The organism is Massilia sp. Root351 (assembly GCF_001425045.1).
Lineage (GTDB): Bacteria > Pseudomonadota > Gammaproteobacteria > Burkholderiales > Burkholderiaceae_D > Rugamonas.
Genome location: NZ_LMDJ01000032.1, coordinates 409,989 through 427,641, shown reverse-complemented (window position 1 = coordinate 427,641; position 17,653 = coordinate 409,989). Strand labels below are relative to the sequence as shown.

At 63.3% G+C, this 17,653-nt stretch carries 19 protein-coding genes; 4 read left to right on the top strand and 15 right to left on the bottom strand.

The genetic code is table 11. The features are described 5' to 3' along the window. Window positions 1-100 precede the first annotated feature (100 nt). The gene (locus ASD15_RS24825) at window positions 101-2,461 is read left to right on the top strand and encodes a hypothetical protein (protein ID WP_157201138.1); all 2,361 of its coding nucleotides are present in this window, start codon (window positions 101-103) and stop codon (window positions 2,459-2,461) included. Window positions 2,462-2,476: 15 nt separating this feature from the next. On the opposite strand, the gene ASD15_RS24820 is transcribed toward ASD15_RS24825, so the two are convergent. The 10 genes from ASD15_RS24820 to rpsF all read right to left on the bottom strand — a co-directional run bounded on the left by ASD15_RS24820 (window position 2,477) and on the right by rpsF (window position 9,142). After that, window positions 2,477-2,968 (bottom strand): GNAT family N-acetyltransferase, encoded by a 492-nt coding sequence (locus ASD15_RS24820; RefSeq protein ID WP_229418323.1) that lies wholly within the window; start codon window positions 2,966-2,968, stop codon window positions 2,477-2,479. After that, window positions 2,965-3,957: a bile acid:sodium symporter family protein gene (locus ASD15_RS24815; RefSeq protein WP_057157704.1), complete on the bottom strand. Its 993-nt coding sequence runs from the start codon at window positions 3,955-3,957 to the stop codon at window positions 2,965-2,967. Before ASD15_RS24815 ends, ASD15_RS24820 begins: the two co-directional genes overlap by 4 nt. A 69-nt stretch (window positions 3,958-4,026) precedes the next feature. After that, window positions 4,027-4,248, bottom strand: a complete 222-nt coding sequence (locus ASD15_RS24810) for a hypothetical protein (protein WP_057157703.1) — start codon at window positions 4,246-4,248, stop codon at window positions 4,027-4,029. A gap of 167 nt (window positions 4,249-4,415) precedes the next feature. Continuing rightward, window positions 4,416-5,429, bottom strand: a complete 1,014-nt coding sequence (locus ASD15_RS24805; protein ID WP_057157702.1) for an inorganic phosphate transporter — start codon at window positions 5,427-5,429, stop codon at window positions 4,416-4,418. 25 nt (window positions 5,430-5,454) lie between these two features. Further along, window positions 5,455-6,081, bottom strand: a complete 627-nt coding sequence (locus ASD15_RS24800) for a DUF47 domain-containing protein (protein ID WP_057157701.1) — start codon at window positions 6,079-6,081, stop codon at window positions 5,455-5,457. Between the two features lie 88 nt (window positions 6,082-6,169). Further along, window positions 6,170-7,555, bottom strand: coding sequence for a replicative DNA helicase (locus ASD15_RS24795; RefSeq protein WP_057157700.1), 1,386 nt, complete (start codon window positions 7,553-7,555; stop codon window positions 6,170-6,172). Window positions 7,556-7,664: 109 nt separating this feature from the next. Continuing rightward, window positions 7,665-8,117: a 50S ribosomal protein L9 gene (gene rplI, locus ASD15_RS24790; protein WP_057157699.1), complete on the bottom strand. Its 453-nt coding sequence runs from the start codon at window positions 8,115-8,117 to the stop codon at window positions 7,665-7,667. Window positions 8,118-8,150: 33 nt separating this feature from the next. Next, a complete protein-coding gene (gene rpsR, locus ASD15_RS24785) occupies window positions 8,151-8,441 on the bottom strand; it encodes a 30S ribosomal protein S18 (protein ID WP_008450941.1) in 291 nt (96 codons plus the stop codon). Between the two features lies 1 nt (window position 8,442). After that, window positions 8,443-8,745 (bottom strand): primosomal replication protein N, encoded by a 303-nt coding sequence (gene priB / locus ASD15_RS24780; protein WP_057157698.1) that lies wholly within the window; start codon window positions 8,743-8,745, stop codon window positions 8,443-8,445. Window positions 8,746-8,764: 19 nt separating this feature from the next. Then, window positions 8,765-9,142, bottom strand: coding sequence for a 30S ribosomal protein S6 (gene rpsF / locus ASD15_RS24775; protein WP_056394461.1), 378 nt, complete (start codon window positions 9,140-9,142; stop codon window positions 8,765-8,767). Between the two features lie 164 nt (window positions 9,143-9,306). On the opposite strand from rpsF, the gene ASD15_RS24770 reads away from it, so the two are divergent. The 3 genes from ASD15_RS24770 (at window position 9,307) to ASD15_RS24760 (ending at window position 11,850) form a co-directional block, all read left to right on the top strand. Beyond that, on the top strand, window positions 9,307-10,443 hold the full coding sequence (locus tag ASD15_RS24770) for a transposase (RefSeq protein ID WP_157201137.1): 1,137 nt from the start codon (window positions 9,307-9,309) through the stop codon (window positions 10,441-10,443). A 100-nt stretch (window positions 10,444-10,543) separates the two neighbouring features. After that, window positions 10,544-11,200 carry a transcriptional repressor LexA gene (gene lexA, locus ASD15_RS24765; RefSeq protein ID WP_057157696.1) on the top strand — a complete coding sequence of 219 codons (657 nt, stop codon included), beginning with the start codon at window positions 10,544-10,546 and terminating at the stop codon, window positions 11,198-11,200. A gap of 23 nt (window positions 11,201-11,223) precedes the next feature. Then, a complete protein-coding gene (locus ASD15_RS24760; protein ID WP_057157755.1) occupies window positions 11,224-11,850 on the top strand; it encodes a glutathione S-transferase family protein in 627 nt (208 codons plus the stop codon). Window positions 11,851-11,857: 7 nt separating this feature from the next. Here the strand turns inward: ASD15_RS24760 and ASD15_RS24755 are convergent, their stop codons facing one another. Genes ASD15_RS24755 through folC form a run of 5 tightly spaced genes read right to left on the bottom strand, consistent with a single transcriptional unit; the run spans window position 11,858 to window position 17,627 of the window. Then, a complete protein-coding gene (locus tag ASD15_RS24755) occupies window positions 11,858-13,102 on the bottom strand; it encodes a cystathionine gamma-synthase family protein (protein ID WP_057157695.1) in 1,245 nt (414 codons plus the stop codon). Window positions 13,103-13,152: 50 nt separating this feature from the next. After that, window positions 13,153-14,676 carry an amidophosphoribosyltransferase gene (purF, locus tag ASD15_RS24750; RefSeq protein WP_057157694.1) on the bottom strand — a complete coding sequence of 508 codons (1,524 nt, stop codon included), beginning with the start codon at window positions 14,674-14,676 and terminating at the stop codon, window positions 13,153-13,155. A gap of 39 nt (window positions 14,677-14,715) precedes the next feature. Further along, on the bottom strand, window positions 14,716-15,204 hold the full coding sequence (locus ASD15_RS24745; protein WP_057157693.1) for a CvpA family protein: 489 nt from the start codon (window positions 15,202-15,204) through the stop codon (window positions 14,716-14,718). A gap of 17 nt (window positions 15,205-15,221) precedes the next feature. After that, window positions 15,222-16,316: an SPOR domain-containing protein gene (locus ASD15_RS24740; RefSeq protein WP_057157692.1), complete on the bottom strand. Its 1,095-nt coding sequence runs from the start codon at window positions 16,314-16,316 to the stop codon at window positions 15,222-15,224. Window positions 16,317-16,337: 21 nt separating this feature from the next. Continuing rightward, the gene (gene folC / locus ASD15_RS24735) at window positions 16,338-17,627 is read right to left on the bottom strand and encodes a bifunctional tetrahydrofolate synthase/dihydrofolate synthase (protein ID WP_057157691.1); all 1,290 of its coding nucleotides are present in this window, start codon (window positions 17,625-17,627) and stop codon (window positions 16,338-16,340) included. Between the last annotated feature and the right edge of the window lie 26 nt (window positions 17,628-17,653).

Sequence of the window (17,653 nt, the reverse complement as noted above, 5' to 3'; positions counted from 1 at the left end):
CAGAACAATTCCAAATCCAACCAAATTGGGGTGGCACATGCGAGACTTATCGAGGTATTCCCGACCAGCACAGTTCCTGCTTGCCGCCGTCCTGGCGAGCGTGTTGACCGCCTGTGGCGGCGGCGGCGGCGGCCCCAGCGGCGGATGCGTCAGCTTTGACGCCGGGCGCGATCCCGCCCTGCCGTCCTGCGGCGGCACCACCAGCACGCCGTCCAGCACCGCCTCCTCACTGGCCATGGCGCTGACCGATTCGGCCGGCGCCGCCATCACCTCCATTTCGCAGTCGCGCAGCGGTACCCTGGTGCTGACGCTGAAAGACGCGCGCGGCAATGCCGTGCCCAACGTCACCGTGACCGTGATCACGTCCGACAAAACTGCCGTTCTCAGTCCCGCCTCCGGCAGCGCGTTGACCGACGCCAGCGGCGTGGCCAGGATCGGCCTGAATGCGGGCACGCAGGCCGGCGCCTTCACCGCCACCGCGACCGCCGCCCTCGCCAGCGGCAACCTGACCGCGCAAGTGAGCTACGCCGTCAGCGCCCCGGCCAGCATGGTTACGCTGTCGCTGGCCGACACCGGCGGCGCCCCCACCACCGCCATCTCGCCCGAACGCAGCGGCACGCTCTCGGCCACCATCAGAAACAGCGCTGGCGTGCCGCAAGCAAACGTCGCCGTCACATTCTCCAGCAGCGACAAAACCTCGGTCATGGAACCGCCCTCCGGCACCGCGCTGACCGACGCCAGCGGCATCGCCAAGGTCGGCATCAATGCCGGCACGCAGGCGGGCGCCTACACCGCCCAGGCCGCAGCCAGCGTGGGCGCTGTCCCGGCATCGGCGTCATTGAACTATAGCGTCGGATTCAAGGCCCTCGCGCTGAGCAGCCTGACCATGACGCCTTCCATCTTGTCGGCGGGCGGCAATGCCAGCGTCAGCGTCACCGTCCAAAGCGATGGCGCGCCTTATCTGCCGGTGCTCCCGGTCAGCTTCACCTCGCCCTGCGTGGCGGCAGGCCGGGCTTCCATCGGTTCACCAGTATTGACGCAAAATGGCGTCGCGACGGCAAGCTATTCCGACCGCGGCTGCGGGGTGCCGGACGTGATCACCGCCAGCGTCACGCTGGGCGGCAACATCAGCCGGGCCGGCACGCTGACCGTGCTGCCCGCTGCCGCCGGTTCGATCAAGTTTATCAATGCGAACACCACCAATATTGCGCTGAAGGGCACCGGCGGCTTCGGCCGCCAGGAATTCTCCACCCTCAAATTCCAGGTGATGGACGTGACCGGCAACCCTGCCTCGGGCAAGCAGATCGATTTCCTGTTCGCCGATACGATGGCGGTCGGCACCATCGGCGGACTGACGCTCACTCCGGCCTCGGCTACTTCGGGAGCGGACGGCACGGTGACCACCCTGGTTAGCGCCGGCACCATTCCAACTTCGGTCAGCGTGGTCGCCAGGGTAAGGGGCACGGAAATTACCACGCTCTCGAACATCCTGGTGATCTCTACCGGCGTACCGGACCAGCGCCATCTCTCGCTTGCTGCCTCCACCGGCAATTGCGAGGGGTTCGAGTTCGATCTGTCCTGCAGCTTCATCACAGCCAGCCTGGGCGACCATTTCGGCAACCCGGCGCCGGATGGCACCGCCGTCAATTTCACCACCAGCGCGGGCGTGATCGGCGCCTCCTGCGTCACCGGTTCGCTGCCGCCTCCCGGCGCCACCCCGGACAACGTGGTCCCTGGCGTACCGCCCGGCACCTCCCAGACCACCAATTCGCGGGTCGGTCCCGGCTCCGGCACCTGCACGGTCGAATTGCGTTCGGGGGCGCCACGCAAATCCGACGGCAAGGTCGTGGTACTGGCTTATGCACAGGGCGAGGAAACCTTGATCGACGCCAATGGCAACAACGTCTACGACAGCGGCGAAGCGTTCATCGACCTTAGTCCCGACGTGTTCCGCGACGACGACGAGAACGGCGCCTGGTCAAGCGGCGAACCGTGCATCGGCCTGAACCAGAATACGAAGTGCAGCACACCCGGGGACGGCGTGTACAACGGCGTGCTGCGCTCGCCGCCAACCAGGAGCCCGTACGTGCAATATATATCGCGGCAGGTCGGCCTGATCTTCTCGGGCAGCAGGGCCGTGATCAGTTTCTCGCCGACGGCGCCCGTGTGCAACGCCAACCTGACCGCCGACATCCTGGTGACGGTGAAAGACGAGCGCAACAACATCATGCCGGCCGGGACCGTGCTCGACTTCAATGCCCTGTTCGGCGCCACATTCGTCCCGGTGGTCCCCGGCAGCGTGAAGGTGCCGAATGTCGTGCGGGCCGTTGGCCAAAGCATCATACCGGGGTCCCACCTGGTCACGGTGGGCTGCCCATCGCAAGCTTCGAAGGGCAAATTCACGGTCACGGTAACCACGCCGAACGGCGTGGCCACCAGCGCCAACGTCACCATCAACTGACGGGACCGGCCCGGGTCACAGCTGCTTTTCGAAGCAGACCGACTCGGGCTTGGCGGCGTAGCGGCCGAAGTTGGAAATGACGCGGTAGCCGCGCGCTTCATAGAATGCCACCGCCCGCGTGTTGACGCGGCGCGTCGACAGCCGCAGCGCCTGGTAACCCAGCGCTGCGGCTTGTTTTTCCAGGTAGGCCAGCACCGCGCTGCCTACGCCGCCATGGCCGGGCCGCGCGTACATGCGCTTCACCTCGGCGATGCCTTGCTCCAGCGGCCGGAACGCGCCGCAGCCCAGCGCAGTGCCTTGCACACTACGCGCCAAGGCAAAGCACGCCCGCGGGCCACGCACGTCGTCCACGTCGAAGGACGACTGGCCGCTGTCGCCGGTGATGGCCGCCAGCACCGCCGACAGCTCCGCCACCAGCAGCAGCGCATCCGCCGATCCCGGATCTGCCGGCTGCACCCGCACCTGCGGCCGCGCCGCCACGCCGCGCATGGCGCGCACGACGCTCATGGCGCCAAGCGCTCCGCGCGGCGCGCGAAACGCTGCGCCAGCACCGCGCACACCATCAGCTGGATCTGGTGGAACAGCATCAGCGGCAGGATCACCACGCCCAGCGACGACGTGGCAAACAGCACCTTGGCCATCGGCACGCCGCTGGCCAGGCTTTTTTTGGAGCCGCAGAAGACGATGGTCACCTCATCCTCCTTGCAAAAACCCAGCCGTCGGCTGAGCCAGCCTGTCAGCGTCAGCACCACGGCCAGCAGCAGGCAGCACAGCAGCGTCAGCGCCAGCAGCGCGGTCGCGCCGACCTTGAGCCACAGCCCTTCGCTGACGGCCTGGCTGAAGGCCGTATAGACCACCAGCAGGATCGAGCCCTGGTCCACGTACTTCAGCATCGGCTTGCGGCGGTCCACCCAGGCCCCGATCCAGGGCCGCATCAGCTGACCCGCGATGAAAGGCAGCAGCAGCTGCAGCACGATGGACAGCACAGCGTCGGCCGAGGACTTGCCCGCCGGGCCGTGCACCACCAGTGCGCTGACCAGCAGCGGCGTGAGGAAGATACCGAAGAAATTGGACGCCGAGGCGCTGCACACGGCGGCCGCCACGTTGCCGCGTGCCACGGCGGTGAATGCGATCGACGATTGCACGGTGGACGGCAGCATGCACAGGAAAAGGATGCCCAGGTACAGGTCGGGCGTGAGCACCGTCAGCGCGAGCGGCTTGAGCAGCATGCCCAGCACCGGGAACAGCACGAAGGTGCAGCACAGCACCAGCAGGTGCAACCGCCAGTGCGTCATGCCGGCCAGGATGGCTTCGCGCGGCAGCTTGGCGCCGTGCAGGAAGAACAGCGCGCCGATGGCGACCGTGGTGACCGCGCCGAAGCCTTCGGCCACGCGGCCGGTGGCCGGCAGCAGGCTGGCGAAGGCCACGGTGAGCAGCAGGGCGAGCGTAAAGTTGTCGGGCCGCAGGCGGCGCAAAAGAGCGAGGATGGAAGGCATAGGCGTATTTTAGCAGCCGGAGGTGATCACCCCGCGGCGCAGCCCGGCACGGGCCATGGCAATGACCGGCTATTCGCAGCGGACGCTGCACGCGCCGCCGTGTTGGTAGGCGCTGCTGCGCTCCAGGCCGGCCACATTGTCGTGGCTGATCGTCAGCGTCAGCCTGCCGCTAGCCGACGAGAACGGCGAGCCGGTCGCCGGCTGAAATACCAGGTAACGGGACAGCCATGCACCCTGGCAAGCTGTGACCTCGGCAGTTTCGACCGGCAGTTTGACACCGGAGGTCCGCACCGGCGATACGGTGGTCTGGCGCGTACTTGCACTTGCCGCAGGCGGCCAGCACGAGCAGCAATATCAACAGTAGCGCACGCGGCACGGCCGACTCCCATCCATGGAACAAAAAAAAATGCCGCCCAGGGTGCACCGGGCGGCATTCATGCGTGTCGTGCTGCGCAGGCTTACAGGATGTGCTTGCCGATCCACCATGCGATCGCGGCCACGAAAGCGGAGGCCGGGATGGTAAAGATCCAGGCCCACACGATGTTGCCCGCCACGCCCCAGCGCACCGCCGACATCTTTTGCGCCGAGCCGACGCCGACGATGGCGCCGGTGATGGTGTGGGTGGTGGACACCGGCACGCCCAGGGCGGTGGCGGTGAACAGCGTGATGGCGCCGCCGGTTTCGGCGCAGAAGCCGCCCACCGGTTTCAGCTTGGTGATCTTCTGGCCCATGGTCTTGACGATGCGCCAGCCGCCGAACAGCGTGCCGAAGCTGATCGCCGTGTAGCACGACACCACCACCCACAGCGGCGGCTCGGCGTCGGTGGACAGCGAGTGGCCGGCCGCGATCAGCAGCATCCAGATGATACCGATGGTCTTTTGCGCGTCGTTGCCGCCGTGGCCCAGCGAATATGCCGCGGCCGATGCCAGCTGCAGGCGGCGGAACCAGGTGTCGACCTTGCGCGGCGTGGTGCGGACAAAGATCCAGGACACCATCAGCATCATCAGCGAACCGAACACGAAGCCCAGCAGCGGCGACAGCACGATGAACATCACCGTCTTGATCAGGCCGGCGGAGACCAGCGCACCGGTGCCCGACTTGGCGACCGCCGCACCCACCAGGCCGCCGATCAGCGCGTGCGAGGACGACGAGGGGATGCCGTAGTACCAGGTCACCAGGTTCCACACGATGGCGCCCATCAGCGCGCCGAAGATGACGTACTGGTCGACCACGCCGGGGTCGATGGTGCCCTTGCCCACCGTGGTGGCCACGGTCAGCTGGTGAAACACGAAGATGGCGATGAAGTTGAAGCAGGCGGCCATGGCGACGGCGGTCTGCGGCTTGAGCACGCCCGTCGAGACCACGGTGGCGATCGCGTTCGCCGCGTCGTGGAAGCCATTCATGAAGTCAAACACCAGCGCCAGGAAGATCAGCACTCCCAGCACATAGATGCTCATTTGTACGCTATTCATGGATTATTCTTTTTCGTGGGGGCAATTACGCGTTTTCGACGATGATGCCTTCGATGATGTTGGCCACATCTTCGCAGCGGTCCGTCACCGTTTCGAGGATTTCGTAGATGGCCTTCATCTTGATCAGGTTGCGCACGTCCGGCTCGTCGCGGAACAGCTTGGACATGGCGGCGCGCATCACATGGTCGGCGTCCGATTCCAGGCGGTCGATCTCTTCGCAGATCGAGACGATCTGGCGCGAGTTGTCCATGTTGTGCAGCAGGGCCACCGCTTCGCGGACCTTCTCGGTGCAGGCCAGCACCAGTTCGGCCAGGCGCTTGGCTTCCGGGGTCACCGAGTGCAGGTCGTACAGCGACACGGTCTGGCCGGCGTCTTCCATCAGGTCCAGGATGTCGTCCATCTTGGTGATCAGCTTGTGGATGTCGTCGCGGTCGATCGGGGTGATGAAGGTCTTGTGCAGCAGATCGACGGTGGCATAGGTGATCTTGTCGGCCTGTTTCTCGATGCCTTCGATGGCGTGCACGCGGTTTTCCAGGTCGTCGAAGTTGGTCATCAGGGCCAGCATTTCCTTGGCGCCTTTGACGCACAGTTCAGCGTGCTGGTTGAACAGGTCAAAAAACTTGCCCTCGGTGGGCATCAAGCGTCCAAACATATCAATCTCCAATCATGATTCATCGTTACTGCAGGCAGCCGCCAGGCGGCGGCCTCAGAAAATTTACGGGTACTGCGGGAAGTAAAACTTAGTCGCCCTGGTAGGTCGTCAGCGCACCGCTGTAGTTGCCGAACTTGGTGTACATGCCCATCCAGGTCAAACGTATTGCGCCGATCGGGCCGTTACGCTGCTTGCCGATAATGATCTCGGCCGTGCCTTTTTCGGGTGAGTCGGGATTGTAGACCTCGTCCCGGTACAGGAAGATGATGACGTCCGCATCCTGCTCGATAGCGCCGGACTCGCGCAAGTCGGACATCACCGGGCGCTTGTTGGGACGCTGTTCCAGCGAGCGGTTCAGCTGCGACAGCGCGATGACGGGACAGTGCAGCTCCTTGGCCAGGCCCTTGAGCGAGCGCGAGATTTCGGAAATCTCGGAGGCGCGGTTGTCGCCCGGCTTGCTGCCCTGCATCAGCTGCAAGTAGTCGACGATGATCAGGCCGAGCTTGCCGCACTGGCGCGACAGGCGGCGCGCGCGGGCCCGCATCTCGATCGGATTCAGCGCCGGCGTTTCATCGATGAACACCTGGGCGTCGTTCATTTTCTGGATCGCGTTGGTCAGGCGCGGCCAGTCTTCGTCGTTCAGTTTGCCGGTGCGCAGGCGGTGCTGGTCCAGCATGCCCACCGAACCCAGCATACGCATCGCCAGCTGGGTGCCGCCCATCTCCATCGAGAAGATGGCCACCGGCAGGCCGGCGTCGACCGCCACGTTCTCGCCGATGTTGACCGAGAACGCGGTCTTGCCCATCGACGGACGTCCCGCCACGATCACCAGGTCGCCCGGCTGCAGGCCGGAAGTCATGCGGTCCAGGTCGATGAAGCCGGTCGGCACGCCAGTGATTTCGCTGGAGTTGTCGCGCGAATAGAGTTCGTCGATGCGTTCAACCACCTGGGTCAGCAGCGGCTGCACCGCCAGCCAGCCCTGCGCGCCGCGCGCGCCTTGCTCGGCAATGGCGAAAATCTTCGATTCAGCCTCGTCCAGCATCTGCTTGACTTCCTTGCCCTGGGGGCTGAAGGCCTGGCCGGAAATCTCGTCGGCGACCGTGATCAGCTGGCGCAGGATGCCGCGATCGCGCACGATCTCGGCATAGCGGCGGATGTTGGCCGCCGATGGCGTGTTTTGCGCCATCGCGTTCAGGTAAGCCATGCCGCCCACCTCGTCCGCCTTGCCCAGCATGGACAGCGCCTCGAACACGGTCAGCACGTCGGCCGGCTTGGAGCCGTTGATCAGGCGGACGATCTGTTCGAAGATGATGCGGTGATCATAGCGGTAGAAGTCGTCGGGATTCATGAAATCCGCGATACGGTCGAACGCGGCATTGTCGCGCAGCAGGCCGCCGATGACGGACTGTTCTGCTTCGATGGAATGCGGCGGAATGCGTAGCGAATCTACCTGTGGATCGGAGGGGGTGTTCATGGCGCGAATTATACCTGCTTCGGTGCAAGGGCAAAAAATAAAAAAGCCGGGCAAGCCCGGCTTTTTTATATGTACAACAGTCTATCCGTAGATTTCTCTACAACTAAACTTAGGCAGCTTCGCCAACGACGGCAACGGTCACGTCGACCACTACGTCGGTGTGCAGCGATACCGAAACGGCGTGCTCGCCGGTGACTTTCAGCGGGCCGTTAGGCATGCGCACGGCAGCCTTTTCAACAGCGAAACCAGCTTTGGTCAGCGCCTCAGCGATGTCGAAGTTGGTCACGGAACCGAACAGACGGCCGTCCACACCAGCTTTTTGCGACACGGTCACGGTCATGCCGTTCAGTTTCTCGCCTTGGGCTTGGGCAGCAGCCAGTTTGACGGCGGCAGCTTTTTCCAGTTCAGCGCGCTTGGCTTCGAATTCAGCGACAGCGGCGGTGGTGGCGCGGCGGGCCAGCTTTTGCGGGATCAGGAAGTTACGTGCGTAGCCGTCCTTGACCTTAACCACGTCGCCCAGGTTGCCGACGTTAACAACTTTTTCCAACAGAATGATTTGCATAGTTCTCTCCAGTTTCTAATCTGACGGCGCTAATTAAGCGTGGTGCAGATCGGTGTACGGCAGCAGGGCCAGGTAGCGAGCGCGCTTGATCGCGGTGTCAACTTGACGCTGGTAGTGCGCCTTGGTACCGGTCAGGCGTGCTGGCATGATCTTGCCGTTTTCCTGGACGAAATCTTTCAGCGTGTCTACGTCTTTGTAGTCCACTTGCTCAACGTTTGCAGCGGTGAAGCGGCAGAACTTCTTACGTTTGAACAGAGGATTCTGTTGCTTGCGCTTTTCTTTCAGCTTGAGCTTGTTTTTGTCGAACTTTTTACCGAATGCCATTTTAGGCTCCTGTATCTAATAAACTAAAATCAATGATGTGAAACACCAGGCTTCTGCTATTGCGGTTTTTCTTGGCCAGGAATCCTGTGAACCGATAAACACCACCGAGGGGCGCCGCTTCGAACCGTTTTGCCAGATCCCCTGCCGCCAGGGCCGGGACTTCGAATTCGGTGAGGCGGGCAATGCCTGCCTCCATCTGCTGCGAACTGTGCTGCAAGGTTGCAGTGACAATCGGCATGCCGGCCGGGGTGTACCTGATGGTGTCCCGTTCGGTGATGAGGGCGGTTACCTGTAGCTGGTTCAGTTCAGTTCCTGATCAGTACTTAGGCCGCTGCGGCTGCTTGGGCTTCGGCGCGATGGCTCTTGGCCGCGTCTTCACGTTGTACCGACTTCATCATCGGCGAAGGAGCGGTTTCCGCTTTCTTCATTTTGACGGTCAGGTGACGCAGCACGGCATCATTGAATTTGAATGCGGTTTCCAGCTCGACCAGGGTCTCGTTGTCGCACTCGATGTTCATGCAGATGTAGTGTGCTTTAGCCAGTTTCTGGATCGAGTAAGCCATTTGACGGCGGCCCCAATCTTCCACGCGATGTACGTTACCGCCGCGCGAGGTCACGCTGGCTTTGTAACGTTCGATCATCGCGGGCACTTGCTCGCTTTGGTCCGGATGGACGATAAATACGATTTCATAGTGACGCATGAAAACTCCCTTAAGGACTGTGAATATAGCCCACCCCGGCGTCAAGACGGGTGTGGGAAGAGGTAAGCCCGCGACTATAGCGCCTTTCCGCTGAAAAATCAAGCAGCCGCCCGCCTTGACCCTGCGCAAAGCCGGCCGGCCCGCGCGCGCGCATGCTACAGCCCATGGAACAGCCCGCCGACGACTATGACACCCCGTGGAAAAGCGCCGTCATGCGTCACTTCCGCGAATTCATGGCATTTTTCTTCCCCCAGGTGCACGACGCCATCGACTGGCGCCAGCCGCACCGTTTCCTGGACCAGGAGCTGGCGCAGGTCGTGCGCGACGCCAGCCTCGGCCGGCGCAGGCTGGACAAACTGGTCCAGCTGACCCGCCGCGACGGCGACGCCGGCATACTGTACATCCACGTCGAAATCCAGCGCAGCCGGGAAAAGGACTTTGCCGAACGGATCTTCACCTACCACTACCGGATATACGACCGCTTCCACAGTCCGGTCAGCACGCTGGTCATCCTGGCCGATCCGCATCCCGGCTGGCGGCCGGACTGCTACCGCTACGATATGCATGGAGGCGAGACCTGCATCATCTTCCCTGTCGTCAAACTACTGGACTTCTGGCCCAGCCTGGACCGGCTGCTAAGCAGCCACAACGCTTTCGCCCTGCTGACCGCTGCCCACCTGATGACGCTGCGCACCCGGGGACTGGACCAGCAGCGATTCGAATTCAAGGCCATGCTCACGGCGCTGATGTACGAGCGGAATTGGGATACCCAGCGCGTGCTCGATGTATTCAATGTACTAGACTGGATGATGAAGGTCCCCGGCCACCTGCAGCACCAGTTGGCCATGCGGATCGACGAACTAAACAGGAGCAAGGAAATGCCATTCGAGAACTTGATGATACGCATGGCCAAGGAAAAGGCCCGCGAGGAAGGACTGCAGGAAGGCAGGGCGGCTGGCAGGGAGGAAGGCAGGGCGGCTGGCAGGGAGGAAGGCCGGGAGACAGGGCTGGAGCTGGGCCGGGAGCAAGGGTTAGAACTGGGCCGCGAAGCGGGTTTGAAATTAGGCCGTGAAGAGGGCCGTGAAGAGGGCCGTGAAGAGGGTCGTGAAGAGGGGCGTGAAGAGGGGCGCAAAGAAGGCAGACGCGCGGTGGTACGCAAGCTGCTGCTGTTGCGATTCGGCTCGCTCACGCCGCATGCAGAACAATTGCTCGCCACGGCGGGGCCAGCGGAACTGACAGCGCTGGAGGACAAAATACTGCAGGCGGCCGACCTGAACGAGCTAATTCAGCCGATGGAGTGAAAATATTTCGCGCACTTCAACAAAATCCCTTGCATTAGCGCTCACACTGTACAAAAATACAGTCTGTCTATATCCACAGCTCTCCGAGCGAAAAAGCACCATGATCAAGCTCACTGCACGCCAGGAACAAATCCTTAATCTGATCAAGGATGCCATCGACAATACGGGCTTCCCGCCCACCCGCGCCGAGATCGCGAACGAACTGGGCTTCAAATCGGCCAACGCCGCCGAAGAGCACCTGCAGGCGCTGGCGCGCAAGGGCGCCATCGAGATCGCGGCCGGCACCTCGCGCGGCATCCGCCTGCTGGGCGTGCATGCGGAAAGCGCTGCCACCAAGGTGGCGAATGCTGCCGCTGCGGCCGCGTCGAGCATGATGTCGTTGCCGCTGATCGGCCGTGTGGCCGCCGGCTCGCCCATCCTGGCCCAGGAAAACCTGGAAACCAGCTACAGCGTGGACCCGGCCCTGTTCTCCGCCAAGCCGGACTTCCTGCTCAAGGTGCGCGGCGAATCGATGCGCGACATCGGCATCATGGACGGCGACCTGCTGGCCGTCAAAAAGGTGGACAGCGCCAAGAACGGCCAGATCGTCGTGGCCCGCATCGGCAACGAAGTGACGGTCAAGCGCTATCAGAAGACCGGATCGACCATCGAGTTGTTTCCTGAAAATCCGGATTTCAAAGTAATCACCGTCAATCCGGAAGCCGATGAGTTTGCGCTGGAAGGCTTGGCGGTAGGCCTGCTGCGCAGCTGGCACTGATGGCACTGGCGGCGGACAGCGGCATGGGCGCATTCAAACTCTACGGCAATTGCGAGTCCGGCCACAGCTACAAGGTGAAGCTGGCCATGGAAGTGGCCAAGGTGCCGCACGAGTATGAAGAGATTGACCTGCGCCTGGAGCGCGCCGCGCGCCCCGAGCCCTTCCGCAGCCTGGCGAAATACGGCGAAGTGCCACTGCTGCTGCATGACGGCCAGGCCTATGTGCAGTCGAACGCCATCCTGCTGCACCTGGCGGAACACTTGAAAGCGTTTGGCGGCGAAACGCAGCAGCGTCTGGAGCGCGTGCGTGAATGGCTGTTCTGGGAAGCCAACCGCATCGGCTTCTCGATGGCGCACTTGCGCTACGGCCAGAAATTCGATCCGGCAGCCTACGCCGGCACCGTGCTGCCATGGTTCCGCAAGCGCTTCGACGCCGACATCGAATGCTTGAACGACGAACTGTCCGACGGCCGCGCCTTCCTGCTCGACGACAGCATCAGCATGGCCGATTTTTCCATCTGCGGCTATATGTACTGGCCAGAGCAGGCTAACGTCAGCTTCCCGCCGCACGTGCAAGCCTGGCTGGCGCGCATCGCCACCCTGCCCGGCTGGCGCCATCCGTATCGAATGGAAGGCGCGCAGCCCTGGTAACGCTGGCTTAGCAGGCTTCCAGTGCGCAGCTGAAGTCTTCCAGCAAATCCGCCGTGTCCTCGATGCCGACCGACACGCGTATCAGCGATTCCGCAATCCCCATCGACGCCCGGCGCTCAGCGCCCATCTCGTAGAAAATGGTGTGCGCCACCGGGATAATCAACGTGCGGGTATCGCCCAGATTGGAGGCCGGCACCGCCAGCTTCAGCCGGTTCAGGAAATCGAAGCAATCGATGCCGTCCTTCAGTTCAAAGCTCAGCAGCGAACCATGCGCGCGGAACAGCTCCGCCGAAATGGCGTGCTGCGGATGCGACTTCAAGCCCGGGTAGTACACCGCCGCCACGCGCTCGTCCGATTCCAGCAGCTCGGCCAGTGCCTTGGCGTTGGCGCAAGTGCGCTCCATGCGCAAGGCCAGCGTTTCGGCGCCAACGGCAATGTGGTGCGCCGCTTCCGGGCCCAGCGACGCGCCGAAGTCGCGCAGGCCCTTGGCACGGATCTGCGTGATGCCCCACTGCGCCGGCGCGGCCTTCTTGTAATTCTCGAAGATATTGGGGAACTGGGTCCAGTCGTAGGCGCCGGTATCGGTCAGGCTGCCGCCCAGCGCATTGCCATGCCCGCAGATCGACTTGGTCAGCGCGTTGACCACCAGGCCGGCGTGCACCGCCTTCGGCAGGAACAGATAAGGCGTGGTCATGGTGTTGTCGACGATATAGAGAATGCCGCGCTCTTTGCACAGCTCGCCGATCCGTTTCAGGTCCGCCACCTGCGTGCGCGGGTTGGCGATGGTCTCGACGAATACGATGCGGGTGTTCGGCTGGATCGCCGCCGCCACATTGGCGACATCGGTGGCATCGACGAAATCGACCGCCACGCCCTGGCCCGCCACGGTCTGCCACAGCGAGTTGGTGTTACCGAACAGGAAGGACGACGATACCACGTGGTCGCCGGCGCGCAGCAGCGCCTGGAACACGGCGCCGATGGCGCCCATGCCGGTGGCGAAGCACAAGGTGGCCACGCCCTGCTCCATCTTGTTGACCTTGTCTTCCAGCGCCGACACGGTGGGATTGCCCTGGCGGCCGTAGCGGAAGCCCGGTTCCTTGCCCTGGAATACTGACGCCAGCTGGCGCGCGTCGCCGTAGCCGAAGGCTACCGACGTGTGCACCGGCTTGTGCAGCGAGCCGTGCTCGATGCCCTTCTGGCGGTCGTTGTGCAGAATGGTGGTGGTGAAACCGTAATTTTTCTTTTCTGTCATGATCTCAGGCTAAGAAAAAGCCCGGCGCCGTCAGGCGCCGGACTGCGACATCACCCTTCGGCGGTCGCTGCGTTCAAGTTCAGCTGGGTCCGGCCGGTATCCTCCGCCGCAGCCGGTTTCGGGTTGTGGCGGTTGTACTCCAGCTTGTCCAGGTAGTCCGGCGACACGTCGCCGGTGACGTAGATGCCGTCGAAGCACGACGCTTCGAACTTGGTCAGCTTCGGATTAACGTCGGTGATGGATTGCTTCAGCGCGTCGATGTCCTGGTACACCAGGTAGTCGGCGGTGATTTCCTTGCACACTTCCTCGGTGGTGCGGCCGTAGGCGATCAGCTCGTCGCGCGTGGGCATGTCGATGCCGTATACGTTCGGATAGATCACCGGCGGCGCAGCCGAAGCGAAGATCACCTTCTTGGCGCCGGAGTCGCGCGCCATCTGCACGATCTCGCGCGAAGTGGTGCCGCGTACGATGGAGTCGTCCACCAGCAGCACGTTCTTGCCCTTGAACTCGTGCGGAATCGCGTTAAGCTTCTGGCGCACGGACTTTTTGCGCGCGGCCTGGCCCGGCATGATGAAGGTGCGGCCGATGTAGCGGTTCTTGATGAAGCCTTCGCGGTATTCCACGCCCAGGCGCAGCGCCAGCTGGATCGCAGCCGGACGTGAGGAGTCGGGAATCGGCATGACCACATCGATTTCGCCGTCCGGGATTTCGCGCTTGATCTTGTCGGCCAGGTACTCGCCCATTTTCAGGCGCGTGGCGTACACCGAGGCGCCGTCGATCACGGAGTCCGGACGGGCCAGGTAGACGAATTCGAACACGCAAGGATTGAGCTGCGGATTGTCGGCGCACTGGCGCGCGTGCAGCTGCTTATCGGCGTCGATGAAGATGGCCTCGCCCGGCTCCACGTCGCGCACGAAGCGGAAGCCCATGCCTTCCAGCGCCACCGATTCGGAAGCGATCAGGTACTCGGTGCCCTGCTCGGTTTCGTTGATGCCCAGGCACAGCGGACGGATGCCGTTCGGATCGCGGAAGGCCAGCAAGCCGACGCCGGCGATCTGCGCCACGGCGGCGTAGCCGCCCTTGACGCGGCGGTGCAGCACGGTGACGGCCTTGAAGATCGCGTCCGGGTCCAGGTTCAGGCCGGTGGTGGCGGTCTGGATTTCATGCGCCAGCACGTTCAGCAGCACTTCCGAATCGGAGTCCGTGTTGATGTGGCGGCGGTCGTTCTTGAACATTTCCAGCTTCAGCTGTTCCCAGTTGGTCAAGTTGCCGTTGTGCGCCAGCGTGATGCCGAACGGCGCGTTGACATAGAACGGCTGCGCTTCTTCTTCGCTGGACGAGCCGGCGGTCGGATAGCGGCAGTGGCCGATACCCGAATTGCCTTGCAGCGAACGCATATTGCGGGTGCGGAAAACGTCACGCACCAGGCCATTGGCCTTGTGCATGGAAAACATGCTGCTGTGATTGGTCGCGATGCCCGCCGCGTCCTGGCCGCGATGCTGCAGCAGCAGCAAGGCGTCATACAGCATTTGGTTGACGGGTTGATGGGATACGACGCCGACGATGCCACACATGGTAGTGCTCCTGGACTGGTACTACGGATTTAAAGAATTCTAAAATTGCACATGCTGCGCGAAGGCAGCGGGCAGGAAAGGTTTCACGGTACGCGCCCCGGTCTCCGCGAGCGGACTCAATAGCGCGTTCTTCCAGAAATCCTGCTGCGGTATCGTGGTCATCCCGCACAAGATGACGGCGGCCAGCACGATTACAAGGCCACGCCCCAGGCCGAACAGGCCGCCCAGGCCCCGGTCCGCCAGGCTCAGGCCACCTGCTTTGATCAACGCATCGACTGCCATGCCCAGCAGCCCCATCAGGATGCGCACGCCGATGAACAGCACGATAAAGGCCAGGATCAGGCGCACCACCTCGCCCGGCACCAGTTCCGGCAACAACTTTGCCAGATCCGCGCCATAGGCGTTGGCCACCACGAAGGCAACGATCCAGCTGGCCAATGAAATCATTTCCTTGACCAGGCCGCGCAGGGTGCTGATGACAACGGAGGCGATCAGCACGAATATCACCAGGTAATCGAATAGCGTCACGTCAGCCCAGCATCAGCTCAGGAGGTGGCCAGGGAGCTGCTCAGGCCGATCTTGCTCAGCTTGGCGCGCACTTTTTCGGCTTCCTCTTTGTTGGGGAACGGGCCGACGCGGATACGGGTCAAGGCGCCGCTGGCGGTGGTCACCTTCTGCGTAAAGGACTTGATGCCGGCTTCCTTCAGCTTGCCTTGCAGCTCGTCCACTTTTTCCTGCGTCGCCACGGCAGCCACCTGCACCAGATATTTGGTGTCCGACGGCTTGTCTTCCAGGATGGCCATGGCGCGCGCGGCGTCTTCCGTTTTCGGCTTGGCGTCCGGGTGCTTGGCATCGGCTTCCGCCTTGGCGCGCTTGGCGTCATGCTCCGCTTTGGCCTTGGCGTCCGCCTCGGCCTTGGCGTGCCGGATTTCCTCGGCCTTGGCCTTGGCGTCGGCCTTGGCTTTCGCCTCCATTTTGGCCTTGGCTTCCGCTTCCAGCTTGGCTTCAGCGGCGCGGCTGCTTTCCTTCAGGCTTTCCTTGACGCTGTCCTTCGGCGGCTTGGCCAGCTCGGCATGCGGTTTCAGCTCGGTCACCTGCGGTGCGGCGGCGGCCACCTGCGCGGTGACGGGGGCAACCGGGGCGCGCATCGCGACAGGATGGGCAGGGGTGGCGGCGGCAGCCGGCTTGGCGGGCAGTGCTTCCTTGACAATTTCCTCGCTCTTGTCGAGCGCGTCGGCGGCATTCACGGCGGACGGCTGCGCCGCGGCTCCGGTGGCAGCGGCGGCCGCCGGCACGGTGTCGGCCGGCTTATCCTTGGCGGGAATCTGGATCGCGATGTCCGACGCCAGCGGCTTGGGCTCGGAGTCCAGCAGCATCGGCAAGCCGACCGCAACCGCCAGCGCCAGCGCGATCGCGCCCACCAGGCGGCGGCGAGCGCGTTTCTTTTCAGGCAAGACCGGATCGGCAGCGCCATCCTTGTCGCGCTGGCGGCGCACGCCGTCGGTGTTGCGGTCGGCGGCGCTGGCACGCTTGGATTTGGCCCGCTCCAGCGCGGCCGTGTCGGCTGCGCTGGTGTAATAGCCGCTGTCCTGGCCAGCGGCTTCCTGCTTGTTTTTACTGAGTTTCGAGAACAAGCCCATGCGTGATTTCAGTCGGTGATGTCAGTGAAGTGCGGATTTTCGCGCTGCCATGACGCCGGCAACGGTCAGGAAAGATCCGAAGACCACAATTCTATCATTCTCGCTGGCACGACTCATCGCATTTGCAAAAGCTTGTGCCGGATCGTCGAATATATGCACCGTGCGTTCCGGCTTGTCTTCCTGGATCAGCTGCACCTTGGCGGCCAGTTCGGAGCCGCTCGCCGAACGCGGCGACGGCAGCGTGGTCAGGCACCAATGGTCCACGTGTTCGGACATGGCCTTGATGACGCCGTCGATATCCTTGTCGTGCATCGAGCCGAACACCGCGAAGGTGTACGGGTGGTAGCCCATATTGCCCAGGTTCTGGTTCAGCGCGGACGCGGCGTGCGGATTGTGCGCCACGTCCAGGATCACGGTCGGGCGGCCCGGCAGCACCTGGAAGCGGCCCGGCAATTCCACCGTCACCAGGCCGGTGCGCACTTCCTGCGCGCCCACCGGCAGCGCAATCTTCAGCGCTTCCAGCGCGGCCAGCACGGCCGACGCGTTCAGCAGCTGGTTGGCGCCGCGCAGGCTGGGGTATGCCAGCGAGTTGCGGCGCTGCGAGCGGCCGCCGTAGTTCCACTGCTGCTTGTCGCCGGAATAGTTGAAATCGCGCCCCATCAGCCACAGGTCGGCGCCGAGGCCCTCGGCGTAGTCGATCAGCGACTTCGGCGGCACCGGGTCGCTGCAGATGGCCGGCTTGCCGGAGCGGAAAATGCCGGCCTTCTCGTAGCCGATCTGCTCGCGGTTGTCGCCCAGGTAGTCGGTATGGTCGATATCCACGCTGGTGACGATGGACACGTCGGCGTCGATCACGTTGACCGCGTCCAGGCGGCCGCCTAGGCCCACCTCCAGGATCGCCACGTCCAGTCCGGCGTTGGCCAGCAGGTGCATGATGGCCAGCGTGGTGAACTCGAAATAGGTCAGCATGGTGTCGCCGCGCGCGGCCTCCACCACGTTGAAGCTGGCCACCAGAGCCGCATCGCTGGCCAGGTCGCCATTGACGCGCGCGCGCTCGTTGAAGTCCAGGAAGTGCGGCTTGATGTACAAGCCCACTTTGTAGCCGGCGCGCAGCAGGATCGATTCCAGCATGGCGCAAGTGGAACCCTTGCCGTTGGTGCCGGCCACCATGATGACCGGGCAGCTGAAGGCCAGCGCCATGCGTTCCTTGACGGCGCGCACGCGGTCCAGGCCCATGTTGATTTCAGTGACGGCGTGGCGCGATTCGATCAGCGCGAGCCATTCGGGCAGAGTAGTCGGGAGAGTAGACATCGGGGAGGCATTCCAGGCGGGAGGTG

Bases quoted from the DNA above. Each gene is read 5' to 3' on its own strand.
- ASD15_RS24820 (WP_229418323.1), bottom strand. From the start codon at position 2,968: ATGAGCGTCGTGCGCGCCATGCGCGGCGTGGCGGCGCGGCCGCAGGTG.
- ASD15_RS24815 (WP_057157704.1), bottom strand. From the start codon at position 3,957: ATGCCTTCCATCCTCGCTCTTTTGCGCCGCCTGCGGCCCGACAACTTT.
- ASD15_RS24805 (WP_057157702.1), bottom strand. From the start codon at position 5,429: ATGAATAGCGTACAAATGAGCATCTATGTGCTGGGAGTGCTGATCTTC.
- ASD15_RS24800 (WP_057157701.1), bottom strand. From the start codon at position 6,081: ATGTTTGGACGCTTGATGCCCACCGAGGGCAAGTTTTTTGACCTGTTC.
- ASD15_RS24795 (WP_057157700.1), bottom strand. From the start codon at position 7,555: ATGAACACCCCCTCCGATCCACAGGTAGATTCGCTACGCATTCCGCCG.
- rplI (WP_057157699.1), bottom strand. From the start codon at position 8,117: ATGCAAATCATTCTGTTGGAAAAAGTTGTTAACGTCGGCAACCTGGGC.
- rpsR (WP_008450941.1), bottom strand. From the start codon at position 8,441: ATGGCATTCGGTAAAAAGTTCGACAAAAACAAGCTCAAGCTGAAAGAA.
- rpsF (WP_056394461.1), bottom strand. From the start codon at position 9,142: ATGCGTCACTATGAAATCGTATTTATCGTCCATCCGGACCAAAGCGAG.
- ASD15_RS24770 (WP_157201137.1), top strand. From the start codon at position 9,307: ATGGAACAGCCCGCCGACGACTATGACACCCCGTGGAAAAGCGCCGTC.
- lexA (WP_057157696.1), top strand. From the start codon at position 10,544: ATGATCAAGCTCACTGCACGCCAGGAACAAATCCTTAATCTGATCAAG.
- ASD15_RS24760 (WP_057157755.1), top strand. From the start codon at position 11,224: ATGGGCGCATTCAAACTCTACGGCAATTGCGAGTCCGGCCACAGCTAC.
- ASD15_RS24755 (WP_057157695.1), bottom strand. From the start codon at position 13,102: ATGACAGAAAAGAAAAATTACGGTTTCACCACCACCATTCTGCACAAC.
- purF (WP_057157694.1), bottom strand. From the start codon at position 14,676: ATGTGTGGCATCGTCGGCGTCGTATCCCATCAACCCGTCAACCAAATG.
- ASD15_RS24740 (WP_057157692.1), bottom strand. From the start codon at position 16,316: ATGGGCTTGTTCTCGAAACTCAGTAAAAACAAGCAGGAAGCCGCTGGC.
- folC (WP_057157691.1), bottom strand. From the start codon at position 17,627: ATGTCTACTCTCCCGACTACTCTGCCCGAATGGCTCGCGCTGATCGAA.